This window comes from Rhodoferax sp. LS1R11, assembly GCF_056521395.1.
The window spans coordinates 259,631-280,522 of sequence record NZ_JBWMAW010000003.1 but is presented as its reverse complement, the minus strand read 5'-3'; the positions used below and the strand labels follow the sequence as shown (position 1 = coordinate 280,522).

The window sequence follows — 20,892 nt, the reverse complement described above, 5'->3', positions numbered from 1 at the left end:
GTGCCCTTTTTTTCGACCGTCAATGCGCTCAAAAAAGATCAACACCACCCACTTTGGGTACATCGCCAAAAAAGCCCCTGCGCACCAGTCCCAAATGACTGCACACCTTGTTGTGACCACTTCTCTGTGCAAAATCAACCGCCCGCTCCGTCTTCTCAAGCGCACTACTGGGAGAATCGTCCGCCATCACACTGGTGAAACCGCAACTCACCGTGACCTTGCCGACTTGGGGAAAATTGAATTTTTCAACATTGGCGCGAAACCGCTCGAAAGCGGCCAAGACCAGGGCCTCATCAGGGCAATGCATCAGGACCCCAAAGTACTCGCCACCAAACCGGTAGATCCGGTCGTAAGTACGAAACGTGTTGTTCATCACGCGAGCAACCAGCAACAGCACTTCTTCCGCGATCAAGTGCCCGTGCTGATCGTTGATCAGCCCAAAGTTGTCAATGGTTGCCGAACCCAGCCAGTAATTGGCGGGCACACGGTGGCGACGCTCCTGCTCAAGCCCTTTAGGCATACCTGTCGTCTTGGGCTCACCTGTCACGCCGTCAAGCTCTTCCAGAACGGCGCTATAAAAGGCATCATCCAATGATTTGCGATTGAGCAAGCCTGTGAGCGCATCGCGGTCGCTGTATTCCAGCAGGGAATACATGTTGCGGTAGATGCGGCGCAATTGCTCGATGATCAACAGTTCGTCAACGCTTAACACGCCTTCCGAATGCACCTCGATCACGCCTTCATCGTCTTTACGCGAATCCGAAAACAAAGGCAGCATGTTGATCCGTGGACCATCGGGTCCGGCCCACGCGATTTCGACGATGTCACGGCGCTGCAAACACTTCAGACGGTCGGAGGCATCCTCCATCCGGGGCAACGTCTGAAAGTCCACACGCATGGGATCGATCAATTTTCCGCCTCCTTTTGAATCGAGGCGGGCCACTTCCAGCCACCGTTGCTCGCCCTCCTCACTCATGACGCGCGCAATCACGATACGCTGAACGGGAAGAAGGTCAATCAACGCCTTGGACAGCGTTAACTCCAGCAAATCCCGATCGCGGTGATCGGTCAGTTTCAGGATATGTTCGATCAAGGTACTCATAGTGGCACCATAATAGTTTCGAAACCCGAACGTGTCACGCCTTGGCGGCGTTTTTCCAGGCTTGAATCGAGGCGCCTGCGTCACCGCGCTGCTCGGCCAACTCGGCCAGTGCGTTCCAGGCATTGCGCTCCAGCCCTGTGTTCTGCAACCTGGGCAAGGCCTGTTTAAGCAACTGTTGTGCCTTGCCCCAGAGCTGAAGACGCATGCAGGTGATACCGGCAAGGTATTGCATGGGCGCATCACCCGGGTTGGCCAGTTGGGCGTTCTCGATACGGGTCAACCAAGCGGCTTCCGGTGCACCGGAAGCCAGCGCAAAACCACTCTCCAGCGCCTGGATGAGGTCAATGCGTTGACTTTCGGTCAAAGCACCGGGTTGGGTCACCATGCGCTCCCAGACCGGCAGCAACCAGTTCCGAGCCACCTCGACACTGCCTCCGAGCGTCATCAAACGCTGAGCCGCTTCAATCGCAACCTCGGGCATCAGGCGTTCAGCCGCATCAAGTTGATTCCACACGTTTTGCGACTGATCGGGGTCATGGGCCGTCAGGACCAGCTCCAGCGCCAGTCCGCGCAACAGCCCCTGGGCAGCCACCTCTGAAAAAGCACGATGCTTCGCAAGCAAGCGCGCCGTCTCCATGGCCAGCCGCGTCTGGCGGGCCATGCGTGAAGCCTTCAGGCGCAGGCGCAAGGCGATGGTTCTGCGGGAAGCGCCTTGCGCAAGTTCATCCAGCCATTGAAGCGAGGCTTGCGCATCCCGATCCTCGATCGCCCAGCGGGCGGCGCGCAACTGAACACCTTCTCGGGTACCTTGGGCATCCCGCCGGGAAGCGTGTTCGAGCGCCTGACGAAAATGATCTTCGCGGGCACTTTTGTCCTGGAGTGCCTGTGCGCTTTCAGCGGCCAGCAAATGGGCTAATGAACGCAAATGTCCGGAATAGGCCAAGGTCTCGCCACTGCGCGTCAAGGCCGTCTCGCGGGCCAAAACCACCTCGGCCGCTTTTCTTGCGCGAATAAACCGACCGGCCACCAAATGCGACAAGGCATCGAGCAAGGCCACATGCATGGCTCGTTCCTGATGCTGAATGCGCCAGGACCGCGCATGACCGGGAATGGCAAAAAGTGCGGCCAGGGCGCGCAGGGCTACATGCAGCGTCAGGAACAAGAGCGCCAGCAACAACAGGACCAGATTGAGAGACAAGTCCACCCGGTGCGGGGGCCAGAACACGGTGATCGTGCCCTGGTTGTTACCTGCAAACAGGGCAATGGCCACCGCCATGCCGAACAGGCCCAGAAACCACAAAGCGGCCCGCATGACTAGCGTCCCGCCGCAGCTGTGGTGAGCGCCGCCAGCGTTTCGTCCACGCGGGGCAACTGAAGCGTCTTCAGCTGCGATTGCACTTGCTCCAGCAAGACGGCCATCGCCTGCGTTTTGCGCGAAGCCGGATCGAAATACTTGCTCAACGAAAGCGAGGCAGCCACCAGATCCGCACGCGACGACTCCAGCTGTCGTGCCAGCAAGCCCAGGCGGGCATTGAGGAGCTTGAGTTTCAGATTTTCCCGCAGGAAGAACGACTGCTCTGGTGACAGCAGCGCCGCTTCCGGCTGCGCAATGCGACTGACCCGCACCAGACCGCGTGCTTCGTCACGAACCACTTGCAGACCACGTTGCCACCAGGTAGGCATGGACGCCGCGTTGGGGCGCTTCAAGGCATCGATGGTACTGGCCGCCGCAACGTCATTCGCTACAGAAAGCTCATCAGCGAGACGAACCAACTCATCAAGCTTGACCAGCAGGCCGGGCGTGTCACTGACCGTGGCCGTCTTGATGCGGTCAATGTCGCGCGCTATGGCACGCTGCAGCGGTGTCAGACGGGGTTGGGCCGCGCGGATCACGCGTTGATCGGCGCTTTGAAGTGCGGCCAGCAAGGGCTCCACACTGCCGGTCAGTTGCGCCTGCTGCTGTGCCAGACGGATGGCTGATTCGATGTCTACCACCAGATTTTCATCGCGTGAACGGGACAGGCTTTGCATCAGCTCTTCCAGCTGTGTGCGCTGCAGGGACACCTCGCTCAAACGGGCTTCAAAAACGGCGACGCGGGCCGCGGTCTCACGGGCTAACTCCTGAGACTCTTTGGCCATCGTGCGCGCTTCCACCGACTTGGCCGTGGCATCACCACTCTGGCGCGCGAGTTGCTCCTGAATGGTCGACAGTTTTTGCCAAAGCAGGCCGCTGGCCAGCAGGGCGGCCACTGACGCCACACCCAAGCCCCAAAACAGCCCTCGGCGCGCGACCGCAGGAGCGGCTGGCTCGACAGGCCTGACGCCCACAGGCTCAGCCTTCTTGGGCTCTGGCAAGGAAACACCTGCGCCAGTGGCAGCGGGCAGGTCAGTGCTGGGGTCGGAGTTCATCCCAGTGATTCTATCGAGGCCAGTACATCGGGCAGCGTCGGACGTGACTCACAAACAACACCAAAACCGGCTTTCTCCGCGGCCAGCGCAATGCGTGGGTGGGTGGCCACCGCGCGCGCCAGGTACCACTTCTGCGCGGGCAACAGGGTGGTGAGGTTGGCCACAGCCTCCGTGCTGCTGAACAGCCAGACCGAGCCGTCAACGGCCGCGCGCCGCGCCAGCTCCCGTGACGCCTGGCCGAGCTCTGGTGCGCGACGCTGATACGCCATGACGAAGTCAGCCTGCGCTCCGGCCTGGCGAACGCGGTTGGCAAACCACTCCCGCCCCGAACCGTGGCCCGCGCCGGTCATCCCGGCACTGTCGCCGCCGCGCACAATCAGCACGCGGTCGCCCGGCTTGACCTGGTCACCGACCACCCGCCACAGCGCTTCAGAATCGAACTGTCCGGCATCCTGTGCCGGTACATCCAGGCGGTCGGGCGAAACACCCGCACGCAGCAAGGCCTTGGCGGTTCCTGGTCCGGTCGCCCATGCTCTATTTTTGATAGCATTATCCGCACGGTAATCGGGGGCTACAGCCGGTTTTGATTCAAAAAAATAATCGACAGCATTACCACTGACAAACATGACCCCGGCATAGGCGTCAATATGCTGCCAAGCCTGATCCATGTCTGCCGGGCTGGCGGCCGGCCCGACCTCGATCAAGGGCAAGGCCACGGCATCGTGGCCCAGGCTGACGAGGTCATTCACCCAGCGTTGAGCCTCGCGCTCGGGGCGGGTGACGATGACCCGCATGGTCAGGTGTTGCCTTGAGGCTCACCCGGCGGCGCGAGGGAACCGCCTTTGGCAACCACACCGGCACGGAGATCGGTCGCGACCAGAGTTCCAAGCGCGGTGGCGCTGGCGATATCGGTCACCGGCGCAGTCATCCGGACGCAGACGAATTCCAGCACTCCGTCAGGATCGCCCCAAGCGGCGTCAATGGTCAGCAAGTCGCCTGAGAGCGTGGCAAAAGCGGCCAGGGGCATGGAACAGCTGCCCCCCATCGCCCGACTCACGGCCCGCTCAGCCGCAACAGCCAGCCAGCTGGTGGCATGCGCCAGGGGTGCGAGTGCATCGATCACATCCTGGCGGGCGCTGCGAACTTCAATACCGAGCGCGCCTTGTCCGGCAGCAGGCAGCATGACGCTGGGTTCAAACGTGTCACGAATGCGCTCGCCCAGACCCAGACGCTTCAAACCGGCTGCGGCCAGCACAATGGCGTCATACAGCCCGTCGTCGAGTTTGCGCAAACGCGTGTCCAGGTTGCCACGCAGGGGGTCAATTTTGAGATCAGGTCGCAAGGCACGCAACAGGGCCATGCGGCGCAGGCTTGATGTGCCCACCACGGCACCTTGCGGCAGACTGGCCAGATTCGCGTAGCGGTTGGAGACAAACGCGTCGCGCGGGTCCTCGCGTTCCATCACACAGGCCAGACAGAAACCTTCAGGCAGTTCCATCGGCACGTCCTTGAGCGAGTGCACGGCCAGGTCCGCACGGCCTTCTTCGAGCGCAACTTCCAGTTCCTTCACAAAAAGACCCTTGCCACCGACCTTGCTCAACGAGCGGTCCAGAATCTGGTCGCCCTTGGTGGTCATGCCCAGCAGACTGACCTGGTGTCCGCGCTGCTCCAGCAGAGCCTTGACGTGCTCGGCCTGCCACAGGGCCAGGCGACTCTCTCGGGTTGCTATTGTGATTGTCAAATTGCTCATGCGCAGGCGCTCAAATACGTAACCGGTTAGTAATCTTGGAGGACGGAGAATGCTAGCATGGCTGGGGCCGCCGCCTTAAGCCACCCTCCATCCAAACCACCATGATCACCCCTCCAAAATCCGAGTCCGCCAAACGCACCAAAGACAACGAACGCCCGCTGGTAGAAGACATCCGTCTTCTGGGGCGCATTCTGGGTGATGTCATCCGCGAGCAGGAGGGCGTTGCCGCTTACGAATTGATCGAACAGATCCGCAAGCTGTCGGTCGCCTTTCGCCGTGATGCCGACCATGAGGCCGACAAAGCGCTCAAAAAGCTGCTCAAGGGATTGACGGGGGAGCAGACCGTCAGCGTGATTCGTGCCTTCACCTATTTCAGTCACCTGGCCAATCTGGCCGAAGACCGCCACCACATTCGCCGTCGCGCCATTCACGAGCGCGCGGGTGACACCCAGGAAGGCAGCATTGAGGTGGCCTTGTCGCGCTTGCGCTGGGCCGGCATTTCGCCCAAGACCATTTCAGACACGCTAGCCACCAGTTTTGTCTCCCCGGTACTCACAGCCCACCCGACCGAAGTACAACGCAAGAGCATTCTGGACGCCGAGCGCGACATTGCCCAACTGCTCACCGTGCGTGACGACATCAAGGTGAAGGCAGCTTCCGTCAACGCCAACAAAGACGCGCTGACTCCGCGCGAACTGGCCGCCAACGAAGAACAAATGCGCGCGCGTGTGCTGCAACTCTGGCAGACCCGCCTCTTGCGCTTCACCAAACTCACGGTGGCCGACGAGGTCGAGAACGCGCTGAGTTACTACGAATCAACCTTCCTGCGCGAAATTCCCAAGCTCTATGCCGACCTGGAGCGCGAACTGGGCCAGCACCCGGTGCACAGCTTTTTGCGCATGGGCCAGTGGATTGGTGGCGACCGTGACGGCAACCCCAACGTCAACGCCCAGACGCTGACCCACGCCCTGCGCCGCCAGGCCGACGTGGCACTGCGCCACTACCTGACCGAGGTGCACTACCTGGGCGGAGAGCTGTCACTCTCTGCGATGCTGGTGGAATTTTTGCCCGAGATGCAGGCCCTGGCCGCGCGCTCACCAGACACCAACGAGCATCGCAAGGACGAGCCCTACCGGCGCGCCCTGATTGGGATGTACGCCCGACTTGCGGCCGCCCTCCACGACTTGACCGGCGGCGAAGCCGCGCGTCATGCCGTAGTGCCCCAAAACGCCTACAAAAGTGCAGCAGAGTTTCTGGCTGATTTGCGCGTCATTGAGGCCTCCCTGCTGGCCCATCACGGCGCTGCATTGGTCGCGCAACGCCTGCATCCGCTGATTCGGGCGGTGGAAGTGTTTGGCTTTCACCTGGCCACGGTAGACCTGCGCCAAAGCTCGGACAAGCATGAAGCCGTGGTGGCCGAGTTGCTGTCGGTGGCGCGCATTACATCAGGCTATGAACAGCTTGATGAACTGGCCAAGCGCGAGTTGCTGATGAAGCTGCTCAATGACGCACGCCCCCTGCGCGTGATGGGTACGGTGTACTCGGATCACGCGCAAAGTGAAATCGCCATTTTCGAGGCCGCCAAAGACATGCGTGAGCGCTTTGGTGCCGAGGCCATTCGCCACTACATCATCAGCCACACGGAAACCGTGAGCGACTTGCTGGAAGTGCTGCTGCTACAAAAAGAAGTGGGCCTGATGCGCGGCACCCTGGATACGCAGGCCGTGTGCGACCTGATTGTGGTGCCGCTGTTCGAGACCATTGAAGACCTGCGCAACGCGGCGCCCATTATGGGAGACTTTTACGCCCTGCCCGGCATCAAGGAACTGGTCACACGCAGCACCAATCACCAGTACAGCGAACAAGACATCATGCTGGGCTACTCGGACAGCAACAAGGACGGCGGCATTTTCACCAGCAACTGGGAGTTGTACCGCGCCGAGATTGCGCTGGTGGCGTTGTTTGACCAGCTCGCACTGGACACCAAAGGCACGCGCGCCATCCAGTTGCGCATGTTCCATGGCCGGGGCGGCACGGTGGGACGCGGCGGCGGCCCCAGCTACCAGGCCATCCTGGCGCAACCCCCGGGCACGGTGCGCGGGCAGATTCGCCTGACCGAGCAAGGTGAGGTCATTGGCTCCAAATACGCCAACCCGGAGATTGGCCGGCGCAACCTCGAAACCCTGGTGGCCGCCACACTGGAAGCCACCTTGTTGCAGCCCACCAAATCAGCCACCAAACCCTTCCTGGCCGCGGCAGCCGAACTGTCCCAAAGCAGCATGGCGGCTTACCGCAAGCTGGTGTACGAGACCCCGGGCTTCACCGAGTACTTTTTTGACTCGACGCCCATCCGTGAAATTGCCGAACTCAACATTGGCTCCCGCCCGGCCTCCCGCAAGGCATCACAAAAGATTGAAGACTTGCGCGCCATTCCCTGGGGCTTCAGCTGGGGTCAATGCCGTTTGACCTTGCCAGGCTGGTACGGTTTTGGCTCTGCAGTAGCGCAGTTCCTGAGCCAGGATGAGACCGGCTCGAACAAAGTGGCCGGCAAAGACGCCCACAAGCAAAAACTGGCCATGCTGCAACAGATGTACAAGCAGTGGCCGTTCTTCAAAACGCTGCTCTCCAACATGGACATGGTGATGGCCAAGAGCGATCTGGCGCTGGCGTCCCGCTACGCCGAGCTGGTGAGTGATGCCCGCCTGCGCAAGAAAATCTTCACGGCCATCGAGGCCGAATGGCACCGCACCGCAGACGCCCTGGGCATGATCACCGGGGACAAACAGCGCCTGGCCAACAACGCAGCCTTGCAGCGCTCTATCCGCCACCGCTTTCCGTACATCGACCCCCTGCACCACCTGCAGGTGGAGCTGGTCCGCCGTTACCGGGCGGGCAAGGCTGATGAGCGCGTGCAGCGTGGCATTCACATCTCGATCAACGGAATTGCGGCCGGTCTGCGCAACACGGGTTAACGCGTCAGGTCAAGTGACACCCCGCCGGTGCGGGTTCAACGTCATTCGCGCTGGCTTGAACGCGGCCTGAAGGGCCGGAACCGCCTGGTGCGGGTTGCAGTTGCCACACATGAAAATATCGATGGCCGCGTAGCCGCGTTCCGGCCAGGTGTGGATAGAGATATGCGACTCTGCCAGCAGCAACACACCGGAGACCCCCCCGGACGACGAAAACCGGTGAAAGCTGGTGTTCAGCACCGTCGCCCGCGCGTCCTGCGCAGCCTGTGTCAAGGCCCGCTCGATGGCCAGCGGATCGTCCAGCAACTCACAGTCCCACAAATCCACCAGCAGGTGGATACCGGCAAAACGCACGCCCTCCTGCTCGGTGAAATAGTCGTTGGCCAGCAGCGCCGTGTCATCTGTCGTCATGCGGCCACCAGCTCTCGGACCGCAGCCAGCTGCCGACGCGAGACAAACAGCAGCTCCTCCACCCCGTCCAGCCGCACCGCCCAGCCCTCGCCCTCCTCCGGGTCGCGGTGCTTCTCCAGGGCCCGCACGGCACGCCGGGCAATCAGTGCATTGCGGTGAATGCGCATGAAACGGGCCGGGTATTTGTCCTCCAGCTCGTTCAGGGAGCCTTCCAAAATATAGCTTTTGGCCCGGGTACGCACGGTGATGTACTTGAGTTCGGCCTTGAGGTAAACCACCTGGGCCAGGGGCACCCGTTCGGTCCGGCCCCGATCCTGAATAATCAAGACCTCTTCAGGTAAATCGGGCTCTAGCGCACGGTTTACCTGCAGGAGGCGCTCTACTTTTTGTAGCGCGGCTTGCAAGCGTTCCAACCGGACGGGCTTGGTCAAATAGTCCACGGCTTCCAGCTCAAATGCTTGCACGGCGTGCTCGGCATGGGCGGTGACAAACACCACCGCTGGCGGATTGGGCAAGGTTTGCAGAGTGCGGGCCAGCGCCAAACCATCCGCACCCGGCATATGGATGTCGACCAGCGCCACATCCACCGTTTGGCGTTGCAGCCACTCGATGGCCTGGGTGGCATTGGCGGCCTCGGCCTCGACACGAGCCGTGGGTGCCGTGCAATCGCCCAGCAAGGTACGCAGGCGCATGCGGGCCAGCGCTTCATCGTCCACGATCAGTACGCTCAAACCCATGCGGTCTCCTTTGTCATGCTCATGCCGGCACCTCAATGCGCACATGAAAAATTCCGTCTTTGCAGGCGTACTGGAACTGCCCTTGTACGTCATGCAGCAGGTTCAAGCGGTCACGCACGTTGGCCAGGGCCAGGCCGTGCCCCGGCTCGCCCTGCCCCGCAGGCACCGTGTTGGTGACCTTGATGACCACCACCGAGCCACGGCGCTGGGTGGAAATCTTGATCTGTGCGCCTTCGGCACTGGGCTCCACACCGTGCTTGACGGCGTTTTCCACCAGCGGCTGCAGCAACAACGGGGGCAATTTGGCCTCTGAGGCGCGGGGGTCCAGCACCCATTCCACCTGAATCCGCTCACCAAACCGCACCTGCTCAATGGCCAGATAGCGCTGTGCCAGCATGATTTCATCCGCCAGCGTGACGAATTCGCCTTGCTCCATGAGGGCATGGCGAAACAGGTCACTCAAGTCTTCCAGCAAGGCCTCGGCCTTGGCGGGCTCGGCGCGCACCAGGGCAATCGCGCTGTTGAGCGTGTTGAACAAAAAATGCGGCCGAATGCGCGCCTGCAGCTCACTCAAGCGCGCGGCGGTCGCCGCTGGCGTGGTGCCCCTGGCCCGTAACACCAGGGCGGCCACCAGGGCAGCCGACAACAAAGCCCCGCCAAACGCACATGCGAACCAGGGCGCCGTCTCCAGCAAACCGACCATGTACAAAACCCCACAGCCATAGAGGCCTGCGACTGCCCCCAGCGCCATACCCGCGACCTGTTGGGCCGTCGAATTCAGGCGCGCCAGTGCCTTCTTGAGGCTGCAGGCCGAAATCAGCCACACCAGCGTGGCCGGCAAGGCGCCCCCGGTCAGGACCGACAGGCGGGTGAGCCAGTCAAAGAAAGTGCCAGCCCCAAACATCGCCCCCACGGCCACCACCGACTCGACAAACAGCACCGCCCGCAGCACCACCCCCACATGGCAGGCGTCGAAGACGAGCACCCGCGTCGGCGCGGCTGCCGCAGGCTCGGGCGCCAGTTCCTGGAAGGCCGATAAAATTTGGGTGTCTTTCATTAATTCAATAAGAGGTTCACAGTCGACCGAAGCCCGGTCCCTGCCCGATTATTGATGATCTTGTTGCCGCCCCTCCAACCCTAACTCCCGCTCCGGCACGCCACGTGTGCGGACATCCATTGACATGTCACAAAACCAATTCGACAAGAAATCAGAAGCCTGGTCCGCCCTCTTCTCGGAGCCCATGAGCGATCTGGTCAAACGCTACACCTCCAGCGTGTTTTTTGACAAACGCCTGTGGCAGGCTGACATCGCCGGCTCATTGGCCCACGCCGAGATGCTGTCGGCACAAAGCATCATCACGGCAGAAGACCACAGCGCCATTCAAAGCGGCATGGCGACGATCACCGCCGAGATCGAATCCGGCGCGTTTGAGTGGAAGCTCGATCTGGAAGACGTGCACCTGAACATCGAGGCGCGCCTGACCCAGCTGGTGGGCATTGCCGGCAAACGCCTGCACACCGGCCGCTCGCGCAACGACCAGGTTGCCACCGACGTGCGGCTATGGCTGCGCGGCGAGATCGACCTGATTGGCGGCCTGCTGACCGACCTGCAAAAAGCGCTGATCGAGGTGGCCGAGAAAAATGTGGACGTCATTCTGCCCGGCTTCACGCACCTGCAAGTGGCACAACCCATCAGCTTTGGCCACCACATGCTGGCCTATGTCGAGATGTTCAGCCGCGATGCCGAGCGCATGAACGATGTGCGCCGCCGCACCAACCGCCTGCCGCTGGGCGCCGCCGCGCTGGCGGGCACCAGCTACCCGCTGGACCGCGAACGCGTGGCCACCACCCTGGGCATGGTTGATGAAAAAGGCCTGCCGCAGGTCTGCCAGAACAGCCTGGACGCCGTGAGCGACCGTGACTTTGCCATTGAATTCACCGCCGCCGCCTCCCTGTGCATGGTGCATATCAGCCGCTTCAGCGAAGAACTGATTTTGTGGATGAGCCAGAACTTCGGCTTCATCCAGATTGCCGACCGTTTCACCACCGGCAGTTCCATCATGCCGCAGAAGAAAAACCCCGATGTGCCCGAGCTGGCACGCGGCAAGACCGGCCGCGTGGTCGGCCACCTGATGGGCCTGATCACCCTGATGAAGGGCCAGCCGCTGGCCTACAACAAGGACAACCAGGAAGACAAGGAGCCGCTGTTTGACACCGTGGACACGCTGAAAGACACTCTGCGCATCTTTGCCGAGATGGTCGGCGGACAGCTCAACGCCGCCACCGGCGTCAAGGAAGGCGGTATCACCGTCAAGCCCGAAGCCATGGAGCGCGCCGCCCTCAAAGGCTACGCCACAGCGACTGATCTGGCCGACTACCTGGTCAAAAAAGGCCTGCCCTTCCGCGATGCGCACGAGACCGTGGCGCACGCCGTGAAAGCCGCCATCTCGCATCAGGTGGATTTGTCGGAGCTGCCACTGGCGGTGCTGCAAGAATTCAACCCCTCCATCGAGAAAGATGTGTACGAGGTGCTGTCCTTGCGCGGCTCGCTCAATGCGCGGGACATTCTGGGTGGCACGGCACCGAATCAGGTGCGGCTGCAGATTGCACGGCATTTGAAGCGGCTGGGCTGAAGGGCTTCTATTTCCTGCATGGCGGCCGGTTTGAATTGCTCTTAATTAAATAGCTGGATGTGCAGTTGATACGGGGGCTACAGGCCAGAATGGCTAGTAAACCACCGCAAACCATACAGTCAACATTTCGTTGGTCAGGCCGGGTCAACATGAAGTTTGAATTAGAAGAAACCCTCCGAGGCGCGCCCGACGAAGATCTGTTGGAAGACATGCGTCGTAGCGCCAAAACGCTTGGCAAAGAGACGATCACAATGGCCGAATACGAAGAGAGAGGAAGAGCCTATCCGAGCACTATTCAGCGGAGATTTGGATCGTGGCCTAAGGCGTTGAAACTGGCGAACCTGCAACCGAGCAGATCAAAAATTGGAATTACCGAAGATGAACTCTTCGAAAACATCAAGTCACTTTGGATCGCATTGGGACGACAACCCAGATACGACGAGGTTAAAGCGCCTGGCTCCCGGTTCTCCGCTGGAACATATGAAAACCGATTTGGTTCATGGTCAAAAGCACTTGGCAAGTTTGTAACTTGGGTAAATACAGACGTCCCAGAACAAACTCAACAAGAGCAAGGTACAGCAAGTTCGCCCGTAGAAAATACCGCGACAAAGCGCCGAACTCGGCGAGAAATAACAGACCGTCAAAGGTTCCGAATCTTTGTCAGGGATGGCTTTCGGTGCAAGGCTTGCGGTGCTAGTCCATTAGTGAAGCCTGGTGTTGAACTGCACGTTGATCATATTTTGCCTTGGTCAAAAGGCGGAGAAACAACCGATGACAACCTCGAAGCCAAATGCAAACAGTGCAACCTTGGCAAGGGAAACGCATTTGATGTCCAACAATTCACTCACAGGACTGACCGATAGATATTAAGTTCAGACTCCAGTTCCGATGAACATAACAACCTACGTCGCACTGTTGCGCGGCATCAATGTCTCGGGGAAGAACCCCATCCGCATGTCTGCCTTGCGAGACAGCGTTTCAGGCCTGGGCTTTCGGGACGTTCAAACCTATTTGCAAAGCGGGAATATCGTTTTCCGTACTGATCAGAGCGATGTGGCCACGCTGACCACCAAAATCAAAACAAGCATCACGCAAGATTTCGGACACGATGTTTCGGTTCTGGTGTTCTCGGCAAAAGACCTGGCGCTCATCGCCAACTCGAATCCCTTGTGGCCGAAGTCCGGCGGTGAAGAGACGCTGTTTCATAGCACCCTCCTGTTTGAACCGGTCTCACAGGCGGCCTTCAAGGCGCTCAAGCTGCCTGCGGCCGAGGGTAAGCGTGCGGTCCTCGTGGAAAATACCGTCCTGTTGCACTGTCCGCACGGCTATGGCAAGACAAAATTGAACAACGGCTTTTTCGAGCGGGCACTCGGCGTCCCTGCCACCACCAGAAACTGGCGCACGGTGCTCGCGCTACAAGCGCTTTGCACAACACCGTTCGCATAGGCAATCAATCCGGTCGCTGTAAATCAAGTAGCAAACTGCGCGGAACAAGCGGGAGCCACATTCCAAAAAATCCAAAGTCAGTAAAAAATTTATACAGGGGAATAGAAAAATGAACGATTTCATGCCGACTCAGCACGTGGTTGAGTCATTTCAGCCGACGCAGAAAAGTCCATGGTTCAGGGCAAGAATATGGCTTTGGGTCTTGGCTTTGGTCATTGTCGTTTTCGTGGCGATCACCAGCGATACGCTGGGCAGCCGAGGATGGTTGGTCATAGGCCTCGCGCTCGCAGGAGCCCTGGACTACGCATTTCGCCGCCAACTCAAGCGTGACCGCTCCCCGGTGCTGCTGAGCTCGCAGGGCATCGAATCCTTTAACTTCTGGGGCAAACAGAAAAGCTACCACTGGAGGGATGTGGCTAATGCCTGGGTGGAGCCTATCGGAAATGGCAACGCGCTCCATCTGGGATTGCTTGCTGGCAAGAACTCCACTGCTGGCTCCTGGCTCAGTCGTCGCCGCGGACCCTTCATTCCGCTGGTGCGCTATTCAGCGCCCGAACAAGAGCGACTTCTTGAAATGGTGGTTCAACATTTGCGCAAGACCCACACGGGCGTCATCGTGACGAATACATTGACCCAAGAGCGGGAATTCAGGGAAAAACTCGTTGCCCTGGCGCCACGAACTTGGGTAACTTATGCCCTGGTAGGTACCAATGTGGCGTTATGGCTGCTCATGGTGATCCAGGGTGCCGATATCACCACACCTTCAGCCGCATTGCTGCTTCATTGGGGCGGCAACGCGGCGTCCGAAGTGCAAAGGGATCAATGGTGGCGCATGGTCTCTGCGACCTTTCTGCACAGTGGCCTCATGCACTTGGCCATGAACATGCTTGGCTTGTGGAGTATTGGGCAAACGGTGGAGCGCATCTACGGACATCGACCCTATCTAATGATCTACCTGGGGTCAGCCATCGCTGGAAGCGCATTGAGTCTGCATTTTTCCGCGCAGAAAGCTGTCTCCGTGGGCGCCTCCGGCGCAGTGTTCGGAATTGCCGGGGCATTGCTGATTGCGGTTTATCAGCACCGTGACACCTTACCCAAAGTTTTCGGCAAGCAAAACCTCACTGGCATGGGATTCTTTGTCTTCTATTCGCTGGCGCAAGGCTTCACCCACACTGGAATTGACAACGGTGCCCATATTGGAGGACTGCTTGCAGGCTGCGTAATGGCTTACATCTTGCCGAAACGTTTTGATATACAGCACTATGCCGCAACTATCAAGCGACGCAGTGTTGTAGCCCTGGCCGCGGCGATAGGCCTGTCAGCCACCATCGCGCTGTCTGCTCCTCCGGCCCATATCGACATGCAACGCCTCTTTGCTGGTGCCGTGGCATTTGACAGAGGCGTCAAGCGCTTTGAGGAGGCCTCCAAACTCATGCAACAGTTTCAGGAACAAGTCAAAAGCGGTCGCATGACGGAACTGGACCTTGACTCAAAAACCCGCACCGTATTGGCTCCTGCCTACCGCAAGGTATTGGCGGACCTCTCCCATGCATGGTTTTCCGCTGAGGATCCCCGCAATGAATTCCTCCAGGAACTCAGGCGTCTGACAGAGTTTCTTATTGAAGCGCTGGCCATGGAGTCAGTGGTGCAGGAGGGCACATCCAAAATTTCACCGGCCGACCCAGCTCGCGCAGAAATATTGAATGCAGAGACACTGAAATCAGCTGAACGTTTGAACGCACTCGGGGAGAAACTCAACAAGGCAACCCAAAATTCAAAAAATAGCTCCCCAGGAAAATAAGACCCGGATTTCAATCACGATCTATCCCTTTCATGCGTCAAAAATAATTTTGCGACGCTTCATCATCCCGCGTTTTCCACCCAATTCTCCAGCGTTAACCCTGCCACACGCTCAAATTCACGGGTGTTGTTGGTCACCAGTGTGCAGTTATCGGCCAGCGCATGACAGGCGATCCAAAGGTCATTGGCGCCGATGGGCGTGCCAGCCGCGCGCAGTTGCGTGAACTGCACCGCGTAATGTTCACAAACAGCTCGATTAACACCGTAATGCACCGGCACCACTCGGGTGAGCGCGTCTAAACGGCGCAGCACGTCCGGTTTGCGGGTACTGCGCTCGGCGCCCATGAGCAACTCGGAAAAGGTAAAAAACGACATACACAACTCGGCGCTACTACCTAGCGCATTCACGCGGTCGGCAACGGCGGGCGGCTTGTTCTTGATCAGATAAATCAGGATATTGGTGTCGAGCATGTATTTCACAGCGACTCCCGGTCCTGCATGAGTGGTGGCTCGTTTTTTCCGGCATCCAGCAAAGCCACGAACTCATCATCAAATGCGCTTAGCGCATCCAGCAAGGCAGCGCCTCGCTCAGTGGGTACGGGATGAAGTACCAAGTCGCCATCCGAATTGCGAAAAATCTCAACCCGACTGGTGTCAAACCTGAACTCCAGGGGAATGCGGACAGCCTGACTGTTGCCATTCATAAACACACGACTGATTGCAGTTTGCATAAAAACCTCTTGTACACACTTTTATGTGTGTATTTTGCATCACTGATGAGTTGCTTGTCAAAACATTCATTACTCAAAGCATCAGACTTCTGTTGACCTGATTCGCTACCCCACACCCAAAAAACGGACTGCGGCTATGAAAATCCATGTAAATCAATCACCACATGATAGATTTGCAATGATTTTTGCCAGAAAAACGCCAGGGAAACGCGAATCAAACCAACACACCGACATGCCCACTCCACAACCGCCCTTGCCCTGGCTTGAGCCCCATCAGACCTTCCCTCCGGTCTGTCTGGCCTGGGGGCAGGACACACCCGCCCCCGGCTTGCTGGCCGCGGGCGGGGTGTTGAATGTGGACACCTTGCGCCAGGCCTACCGCCACGGCATTTTCCCGTGGTTCAGCGAAGGGCAACCCACGCTGTGGTGGAGCCCTGACCCGCGCATGGTGCTGGATGTGGCCACATTCCGGCTGCATCCCTCTCTGAAGAAAACACTCAAAAAATTCCGGCAATCTGCGCAATGCGAAATCCGGATCGACTCCTGCTTCAAGGAAGTCATCACAGCGTGCTCCAGCAGTCCGCGTGAGGGGCAAGGTGGCACATGGATCGTGCCGGACATGATTGACGCCTATGTGAAGCTCCACCAAAGCGGCTTTGCGCACAGCATCGAAACCTGGGTGAATGGGGAGTTGGTGGGCGGCCTGTATTGCGTGGCGCTGGGCAAGGCCGTGTTTGGCGAATCCATGTTCAGCCGGGCCACCGATGCCTCCAAAATCGCGCTGGCGGCACTGGTGTGTTTTTGTCGCCACCATGGCATTGCGCAGATTGACTGCCAACAAAAAACACAGCATTTGGCCTCCATGGGCGCGCGAGAAATGCCCCGTGCGCTGTTTTTAACCCGGGTTGCCGCAGGCTTGGATCACGCAGCGCCACCCTGGCTATTTGAGGCACGCTTCTGGGACGAGTTGATACCGGCGACGTCCGCGTCCATACCCACGCCGAACACTATTATTTAGATAGCTAACTATCTATGTTCTATGTGGGCTAGAGGCCTATTTCATCAACTATTTCTCAATATTTTCAGGACTCCCGTACACTCTCGCCACTTTGTGCTGAGAGGCTAGTTTTGATGTCCATTGAGTCCACTCCCCCCTGCGTGCGGCAGTTTCGTCAAGTCTTGTTATGGCCCTTGCGCCTGATGCCCGTGCGGGGGTCCGAGGGTAAACACGCCAAGCCGTGGCAGATGCTGGCGGACATGGGCGATACCTCCCCCTGGCGTGAGGTGGTGGACGAGTACACCGGCGACACCGGTCGTTTTCATGAGCGCCATTACAACGAGTTTGTGACCTTCCTGCCCTATGTGCAGCGGTTTTTATACGGCGAAGGGCGCAGCCCCAAAGGCAGCGGTGCAGCCGCAGGCTCACCCATGCGGGTCTTTCGTCGCAGTGATGTGAGCGCGGTGCGTGCGGTACTGCGCCCGGGCGAGCCCCCCATCACGCTCGACATCGTCCATGTGGACCTTTACTTCTTCCTTGACCTGGACCTGGTGCTGCTCAACGTCGAAGTCAGCGCCAACGACCTGACCTTGCCTCAGGCGCAAGAGCTGTTGTACCGCTTTGGCCGGGGCTACCCCGCCAGCTGGGACGCTGACGGTAACGCCCAGCACTGCCTGTTCAGCGCCGAGTGGCTGGGCGCCGGGGGCCAGGTTTTGGCCCGCTCTGACGCCAACCAGCGCGACCTCTTCATGGCCCACGTCAGCCGCCACCGTGCGCCGCGCATTGCCGCGCATTGGGCGTGGCTGCTCGAACCCCTGGTGAGCGACCACTCCGACCAGCCAGGAAAACTGCGCTACCGCCAGATTGAGTACTACCGAATGCCACAACTGGCTTTTCTGGCCCTGGACAAGCCGCAAGCGCTGAGCCGCCATGATTTCATTCGCCTCGGGCTGGTCACGGGGCCGGCCATGTCCAGCAATGACACTGGCCTGCCCTATGCCGACACCCACCTCGCAGATTTCGAAAAACGCTTTTGTTATGACCGTTTTTGGGCCGCAGGCGGCACGGCGCCCCACACGCGGTATTTATGCAGCGGACACTCGCTGCTGGTGGTGGGCGATGCGAACAGTCCGTTTTTTGTGTGCAGGGACCGGGGCGTGCTGGCCCAGTTCCGGCATCAGCACTTCTTGCTGTTCCTGATTGCACATTTCCAAAAAGCGGCGTTGCTGATGTTTTCGGACCGGCTGGCCGAAGCCCTGAAAAACCTTGACATTGCCGACGCTGCCAGCGTGCGCCGCTTCAAACGAACCATACGCGACAGCTTTGCCGGCTTTTTGCGCTTCACCCACCGTTACTGGTTCCATGAGGTGTCTGAACAGGCGCAGGTACGCGCCCTGTTTCGCATATGCGCCAACCACCTTGAAATCGATGTGCTGTACACCGAGGTCAAACAACGCATTGCCGAAATGAACCAGTATCTGGAAGCCGACAGTCTGCGCCGCCAGGCCAACACCGTGGTGCGGCTCACCGTGGTCACCATCTTTGGCCTGATCGGCACGGTCACCACGGGCTTTCTGGGCATGAACTTGCTGGCCGAGGCCGAGGCGCCCGCGAGCCGCAAGCTGCTTATTTTTGCCATCGTCTTTGTACTGACCACAGCGCTGACGGTCTATACGATGGCCAAATCAAAACGCTTGTCGGATTTTCTGGATGTACTCTCCGACGAACACGTCAGTGTCTGGCAAAAATGCAAGGCACTGGCGCTCGTATGGCGCCGCGAGGGGGACTGAGGTGCCCCCAGCTGATCACTGCGCCTTGTTGATGGGAATGTAAATCTCCCCGCCTGCTTTTTTGAACTCTTCCGACATGGTTTCCATACCCGACTGCAGCGCCTGCTCGTCGCTCACGCCCTTGATCTTGGCGTAGTCGCGCACCTCTTGCGAGATCTTCATGGAGCAGAACTTGGGACCGCACATGGAGCAGAAATGCGCCACCTTGGAGGAGTCCTTCGGCAAGGTTTCGTCGTGGAAGTTGCGCGCCGTGTCGGGGTCGAGTGACAGGTTGAACTGGTCCATCCAGCGGAACTCGAAGCGCGCCTTGGACAGCGCGTCATCGCGCGCCCGCACGCCGGGGTGGCCCTTGGCCACATCGGCCACGTGAGCGGCAATCTTGTAGGTGATGATGCCCACTTTGACGTCGTCGCGATCCGGCAATCCCAGGTGTTCCTTCGGCGTAACGTAGCACAGCATGGCGGTGCCAAACCAACCAATCATGGCGGCACCAATGCCGCTGGTGATGTGGTCGTAGCCGGGCGCGATGTCGGTGGTCAGCGGTCCGAGGGTGTAGAACGGCGCTTCGTGGCAGTGCTTGAGCTGCTCGGTCATGTTGGCCTGCACCATGTGCATGGGCACGTGGCCGGGGCCTTCGATCATCACCTGCACGTCTTGCTGCCAGGCTTGCTGGGTGAGTTCACCCAGGGTTCGCAACTCGGCAAACTGGGCTTCGTCGTTGGCATCTGCACCCGAGCCGGGGCGCAGGCCGTCGCCCAGCGAGTAACTCACGTCATAAGCCTTCAGGATTTCGGTCATTTCATCAAAGTGGGTGTAGATGAAATTCTCTTTGTGGTGCGCAATACACCACTTGGCCATGATCGAGCCGCCGCGCGACACAATGCCGGTCATGCGGTTGGCGGTGAGGTGGATGAAGGCTAGGCGCACGCCCGCGTGAACCGTGAAATAGTCCACGCCCTGCTCGGCTTGCTCGATTAGCGTGTCGCGGAAGATTTCCCAGGTCAGGTCTTCGGCGACGCCGCCCACTTTTTCCAGCGCCTGGTAAATCGGCACGGTGCCAATGGGCACCGGCGAGTTGCGCAGAATCCAGTCGCGCGTGGTGTGGATGTTGCGGCCAGTGGACAAGTCCATCACGGTATCGGCGCCCCAGCGCATGGACCACACCAGTTTTTCGACCTCTTCTTCAATGCTCGACGTGACAGCCGAGTTGCCGATGTTGGCGTTGATCTTGACCAGGAAGTTACGGCCAATCGCCATCGGCTCCACTTCGGGGTGGTTGATGTTGGCGGGGATGATGGCGCGGCCCCGGGCCACTTCATCGCGCACAAACTCGGGCGTCATGATTTTCGGGATGCTGGCGCCAAAGCTGTTGCCTGCCAGGCGTTTTTCACGCTCGGCGTTGCCCAGGTACTGCTCCATCCATGCGAGTTTCTGGTTCTCGCGAATGGCCACGTATTCCATCTCGAGGGTGATGATGCCGCGGCGGGCATAGTGCATTTGCGAGACGTTGGCCCCAGCTTTGGCACGGCGTGGCGTGCGCTGCAGGCCAGCCGCCTGGGCGCGCAGGGAAGCCAGCGTCTCGGTCTCGCCGTTTTTCAGGCCATCATCCAGCGCAAAAGGCGTGCGACCGGTGTAGGACTCGGTGTCACCACGCGCCTCAACCCAGCTGCTGCGCACGGAAGGCAGGCCCTGGCGCACGTCGATGGTGGCGTTGGGGTCGGTGTAGGGACCGGAGGTGTCGTACACGACCACAGCCTCGCCATTGCTTTGCATGATTTCACGCATCGGCACTTGGATATCGGCTTGCGAGCCGGGCACGTAAATCTTGCGTGAAGCCGGTAAAGGCTCACGCGTGAGGCTCATCAACTGGCTGAATTTGTCGGGTGCATTCATCGCTTTGTCTCCTGATGGTGTGGCTGATTGCACCGGGGAACAATCAGCCAATCACGCGAACAGGGAGGACTGCACAAGACCCGGAGAAAACATACCCGGCATGAGGCGGGTAATGGGGCAATGACACTGCAGTCTGGCTCTTCTTACGCCGGTATGAACCGGATCAAGTTCGCGGGTTTGGTTGACCATCTCAGCGCATCCATAGCGCACCCCGGGCAGGGAGC

The 20,892-nt window shown here is 59.4% G+C and carries 18 protein-coding genes and 1 riboswitch; of the genes, 7 read left to right on the top strand and 11 right to left on the bottom strand.

The window, feature by feature from the left end; genetic code table 11:
• Positions 1 to 28: 28 nt before the first annotated feature.
• The 5 genes from AC097N_RS06015 to hemC are packed head-to-tail and all read right to left on the bottom strand — an operon-like array spanning position 29 to position 5,261.
• Complete coding sequence (locus tag AC097N_RS06015; RefSeq protein WP_479579899.1) at positions 29 to 1,102, bottom strand: GGDEF domain-containing protein; 1,074 nt, start codon at positions 1,100 to 1,102, stop codon at positions 29 to 31.
• 34 nt (positions 1,103 to 1,136) lie between these two features.
• On the bottom strand, positions 1,137 to 2,414 hold the full coding sequence (locus AC097N_RS06010; protein WP_479579895.1) for a heme biosynthesis HemY N-terminal domain-containing protein: 1,278 nt from the start codon (positions 2,412 to 2,414) through the stop codon (positions 1,137 to 1,139).
• Positions 2,415 to 2,416: 2 nt separating this feature from the next.
• A complete protein-coding gene (locus AC097N_RS06005; RefSeq protein WP_479579891.1) occupies positions 2,417 to 3,511 on the bottom strand; it encodes a uroporphyrinogen-III C-methyltransferase in 1,095 nt (364 codons plus the stop codon).
• Positions 3,508 to 4,305, bottom strand: a complete 798-nt coding sequence (locus AC097N_RS06000; RefSeq protein WP_479579887.1) for a uroporphyrinogen-III synthase — start codon at positions 4,303 to 4,305, stop codon at positions 3,508 to 3,510. The genes AC097N_RS06005 and AC097N_RS06000 overlap by 4 nt, the downstream gene beginning before the upstream one ends.
• A 2-nt stretch (positions 4,306 to 4,307) precedes the next feature.
• A complete protein-coding gene (gene hemC / locus AC097N_RS05995; RefSeq protein WP_479579883.1) occupies positions 4,308 to 5,261 on the bottom strand; it encodes a hydroxymethylbilane synthase in 954 nt (317 codons plus the stop codon).
• A 101-nt stretch (positions 5,262 to 5,362) separates the two neighbouring features.
• Here hemC and ppc point away from each other — a divergent pair, with 101 nt between their 5' ends.
• Positions 5,363 to 8,233 (top strand): phosphoenolpyruvate carboxylase, encoded by a 2,871-nt coding sequence (gene ppc / locus AC097N_RS05990; RefSeq protein WP_479579881.1) that lies wholly within the window; start codon positions 5,363 to 5,365, stop codon positions 8,231 to 8,233.
• A 9-nt stretch (positions 8,234 to 8,242) separates the two neighbouring features.
• Here the strand turns inward: ppc and speD are convergent, their stop codons facing one another.
• Genes speD through AC097N_RS05975 form a run of 3 tightly spaced genes read right to left on the bottom strand, consistent with a single transcriptional unit; the run spans position 8,243 to position 10,435 of the window.
• Positions 8,243 to 8,641, bottom strand: coding sequence for an adenosylmethionine decarboxylase (speD, locus tag AC097N_RS05985; RefSeq protein ID WP_479579878.1), 399 nt, complete (start codon positions 8,639 to 8,641; stop codon positions 8,243 to 8,245).
• On the bottom strand, positions 8,638 to 9,378 hold the full coding sequence (locus AC097N_RS05980; RefSeq protein WP_479579874.1) for a LytR/AlgR family response regulator transcription factor: 741 nt from the start codon (positions 9,376 to 9,378) through the stop codon (positions 8,638 to 8,640). Before AC097N_RS05980 ends, speD begins: the two co-directional genes overlap by 4 nt.
• Before the next feature lie 19 nt (positions 9,379 to 9,397).
• Positions 9,398 to 10,435 (bottom strand): sensor histidine kinase, encoded by a 1,038-nt coding sequence (locus AC097N_RS05975; RefSeq protein WP_479579870.1) that lies wholly within the window; start codon positions 10,433 to 10,435, stop codon positions 9,398 to 9,400.
• A 124-nt stretch (positions 10,436 to 10,559) separates the two neighbouring features.
• On the opposite strand from AC097N_RS05975, the gene argH reads away from it, so the two are divergent.
• The 4 genes from argH to AC097N_RS05955 all read left to right on the top strand — a co-directional run bounded on the left by argH (position 10,560) and on the right by AC097N_RS05955 (position 15,258).
• On the top strand, positions 10,560 to 12,011 hold the full coding sequence (gene argH / locus AC097N_RS05970) for an argininosuccinate lyase (protein ID WP_479579865.1): 1,452 nt from the start codon (positions 10,560 to 10,562) through the stop codon (positions 12,009 to 12,011).
• A gap of 149 nt (positions 12,012 to 12,160) precedes the next feature.
• On the top strand, positions 12,161 to 12,874 hold the full coding sequence (locus AC097N_RS05965; RefSeq protein ID WP_479579861.1) for a homing endonuclease associated repeat-containing protein: 714 nt from the start codon (positions 12,161 to 12,163) through the stop codon (positions 12,872 to 12,874).
• Between the two features lie 25 nt (positions 12,875 to 12,899).
• The gene (locus tag AC097N_RS05960) at positions 12,900 to 13,457 is read left to right on the top strand and encodes a DUF1697 domain-containing protein (RefSeq protein ID WP_479579859.1); all 558 of its coding nucleotides are present in this window, start codon (positions 12,900 to 12,902) and stop codon (positions 13,455 to 13,457) included.
• A gap of 109 nt (positions 13,458 to 13,566) precedes the next feature.
• A complete protein-coding gene (locus tag AC097N_RS05955; RefSeq protein WP_479579855.1) occupies positions 13,567 to 15,258 on the top strand; it encodes a rhomboid family intramembrane serine protease in 1,692 nt (563 codons plus the stop codon).
• A 62-nt stretch (positions 15,259 to 15,320) separates the two neighbouring features.
• On the opposite strand, the gene AC097N_RS05950 is transcribed toward AC097N_RS05955, so the two are convergent.
• Together AC097N_RS05950 and AC097N_RS05945 are read right to left on the bottom strand one after the other, a co-directional pair.
• On the bottom strand, positions 15,321 to 15,728 hold the full coding sequence (locus AC097N_RS05950) for a type II toxin-antitoxin system VapC family toxin (RefSeq protein ID WP_479579853.1): 408 nt from the start codon (positions 15,726 to 15,728) through the stop codon (positions 15,321 to 15,323).
• A gap of 5 nt (positions 15,729 to 15,733) precedes the next feature.
• Positions 15,734 to 15,988: an antitoxin gene (locus AC097N_RS05945; protein ID WP_479579850.1), complete on the bottom strand. Its 255-nt coding sequence runs from the start codon at positions 15,986 to 15,988 to the stop codon at positions 15,734 to 15,736.
• A 232-nt stretch (positions 15,989 to 16,220) separates the two neighbouring features.
• On the opposite strand from AC097N_RS05945, the gene aat reads away from it, so the two are divergent.
• Positions 16,221 to 17,006 carry a leucyl/phenylalanyl-tRNA--protein transferase gene (gene aat, locus AC097N_RS05940; RefSeq protein ID WP_479579847.1) on the top strand — a complete coding sequence of 262 codons (786 nt, stop codon included), beginning with the start codon at positions 16,221 to 16,223 and terminating at the stop codon, positions 17,004 to 17,006.
• Between the two features lie 113 nt (positions 17,007 to 17,119).
• The gene (locus AC097N_RS05935) at positions 17,120 to 18,775 is read left to right on the top strand and encodes a hypothetical protein (protein WP_479579844.1); all 1,656 of its coding nucleotides are present in this window, start codon (positions 17,120 to 17,122) and stop codon (positions 18,773 to 18,775) included.
• A 15-nt stretch (positions 18,776 to 18,790) separates the two neighbouring features.
• Here AC097N_RS05935 and thiC read toward each other — a convergent pair whose 3' ends face one another.
• Positions 18,791 to 20,668 (bottom strand): phosphomethylpyrimidine synthase ThiC, encoded by a 1,878-nt coding sequence (gene thiC / locus AC097N_RS05930; RefSeq protein WP_479579840.1) that lies wholly within the window; start codon positions 20,666 to 20,668, stop codon positions 18,791 to 18,793.
• A gap of 121 nt (positions 20,669 to 20,789) precedes the next feature.
• A riboswitch (TPP riboswitch) is annotated at positions 20,790 to 20,892 on the bottom strand.

Bases quoted from the DNA above. Each gene is read 5' to 3' on its own strand.
- AC097N_RS06015 (WP_479579899.1), bottom strand. From the start codon at position 1,102: ATGAGTACCTTGATCGAACATATCCTGAAACTGACCGATCACCGCGAT.
- AC097N_RS06010 (WP_479579895.1), bottom strand. From the start codon at position 2,414: ATGCGGGCCGCTTTGTGGTTTCTGGGCCTGTTCGGCATGGCGGTGGCC.
- AC097N_RS06005 (WP_479579891.1), bottom strand. From the start codon at position 3,511: ATGAACTCCGACCCCAGCACTGACCTGCCCGCTGCCACTGGCGCAGGT.
- AC097N_RS06000 (WP_479579887.1), bottom strand. From the start codon at position 4,305: ATGCGGGTCATCGTCACCCGCCCCGAGCGCGAGGCTCAACGCTGGGTG.
- hemC (WP_479579883.1), bottom strand. From the start codon at position 5,261: ATGAGCAATTTGACAATCACAATAGCAACCCGAGAGAGTCGCCTGGCC.
- ppc (WP_479579881.1), top strand. From the start codon at position 5,363: ATGATCACCCCTCCAAAATCCGAGTCCGCCAAACGCACCAAAGACAAC.
- speD (WP_479579878.1), bottom strand. From the start codon at position 8,641: ATGACGACAGATGACACGGCGCTGCTGGCCAACGACTATTTCACCGAG.
- AC097N_RS05980 (WP_479579874.1), bottom strand. From the start codon at position 9,378: ATGGGTTTGAGCGTACTGATCGTGGACGATGAAGCGCTGGCCCGCATG.
- AC097N_RS05975 (WP_479579870.1), bottom strand. From the start codon at position 10,435: ATGAAAGACACCCAAATTTTATCGGCCTTCCAGGAACTGGCGCCCGAG.
- argH (WP_479579865.1), top strand. From the start codon at position 10,560: ATGTCACAAAACCAATTCGACAAGAAATCAGAAGCCTGGTCCGCCCTC.
- AC097N_RS05965 (WP_479579861.1), top strand. From the start codon at position 12,161: ATGAAGTTTGAATTAGAAGAAACCCTCCGAGGCGCGCCCGACGAAGAT.
- AC097N_RS05960 (WP_479579859.1), top strand. From the start codon at position 12,900: ATGAACATAACAACCTACGTCGCACTGTTGCGCGGCATCAATGTCTCG.
- AC097N_RS05955 (WP_479579855.1), top strand. From the start codon at position 13,567: ATGAACGATTTCATGCCGACTCAGCACGTGGTTGAGTCATTTCAGCCG.
- AC097N_RS05950 (WP_479579853.1), bottom strand. From the start codon at position 15,728: ATGCTCGACACCAATATCCTGATTTATCTGATCAAGAACAAGCCGCCC.
- AC097N_RS05945 (WP_479579850.1), bottom strand. From the start codon at position 15,988: ATGCAAACTGCAATCAGTCGTGTGTTTATGAATGGCAACAGTCAGGCT.
- aat (WP_479579847.1), top strand. From the start codon at position 16,221: ATGCCCACTCCACAACCGCCCTTGCCCTGGCTTGAGCCCCATCAGACC.
- AC097N_RS05935 (WP_479579844.1), top strand. From the start codon at position 17,120: ATGTCCATTGAGTCCACTCCCCCCTGCGTGCGGCAGTTTCGTCAAGTC.
- thiC (WP_479579840.1), bottom strand. From the start codon at position 20,668: ATGAATGCACCCGACAAATTCAGCCAGTTGATGAGCCTCACGCGTGAG.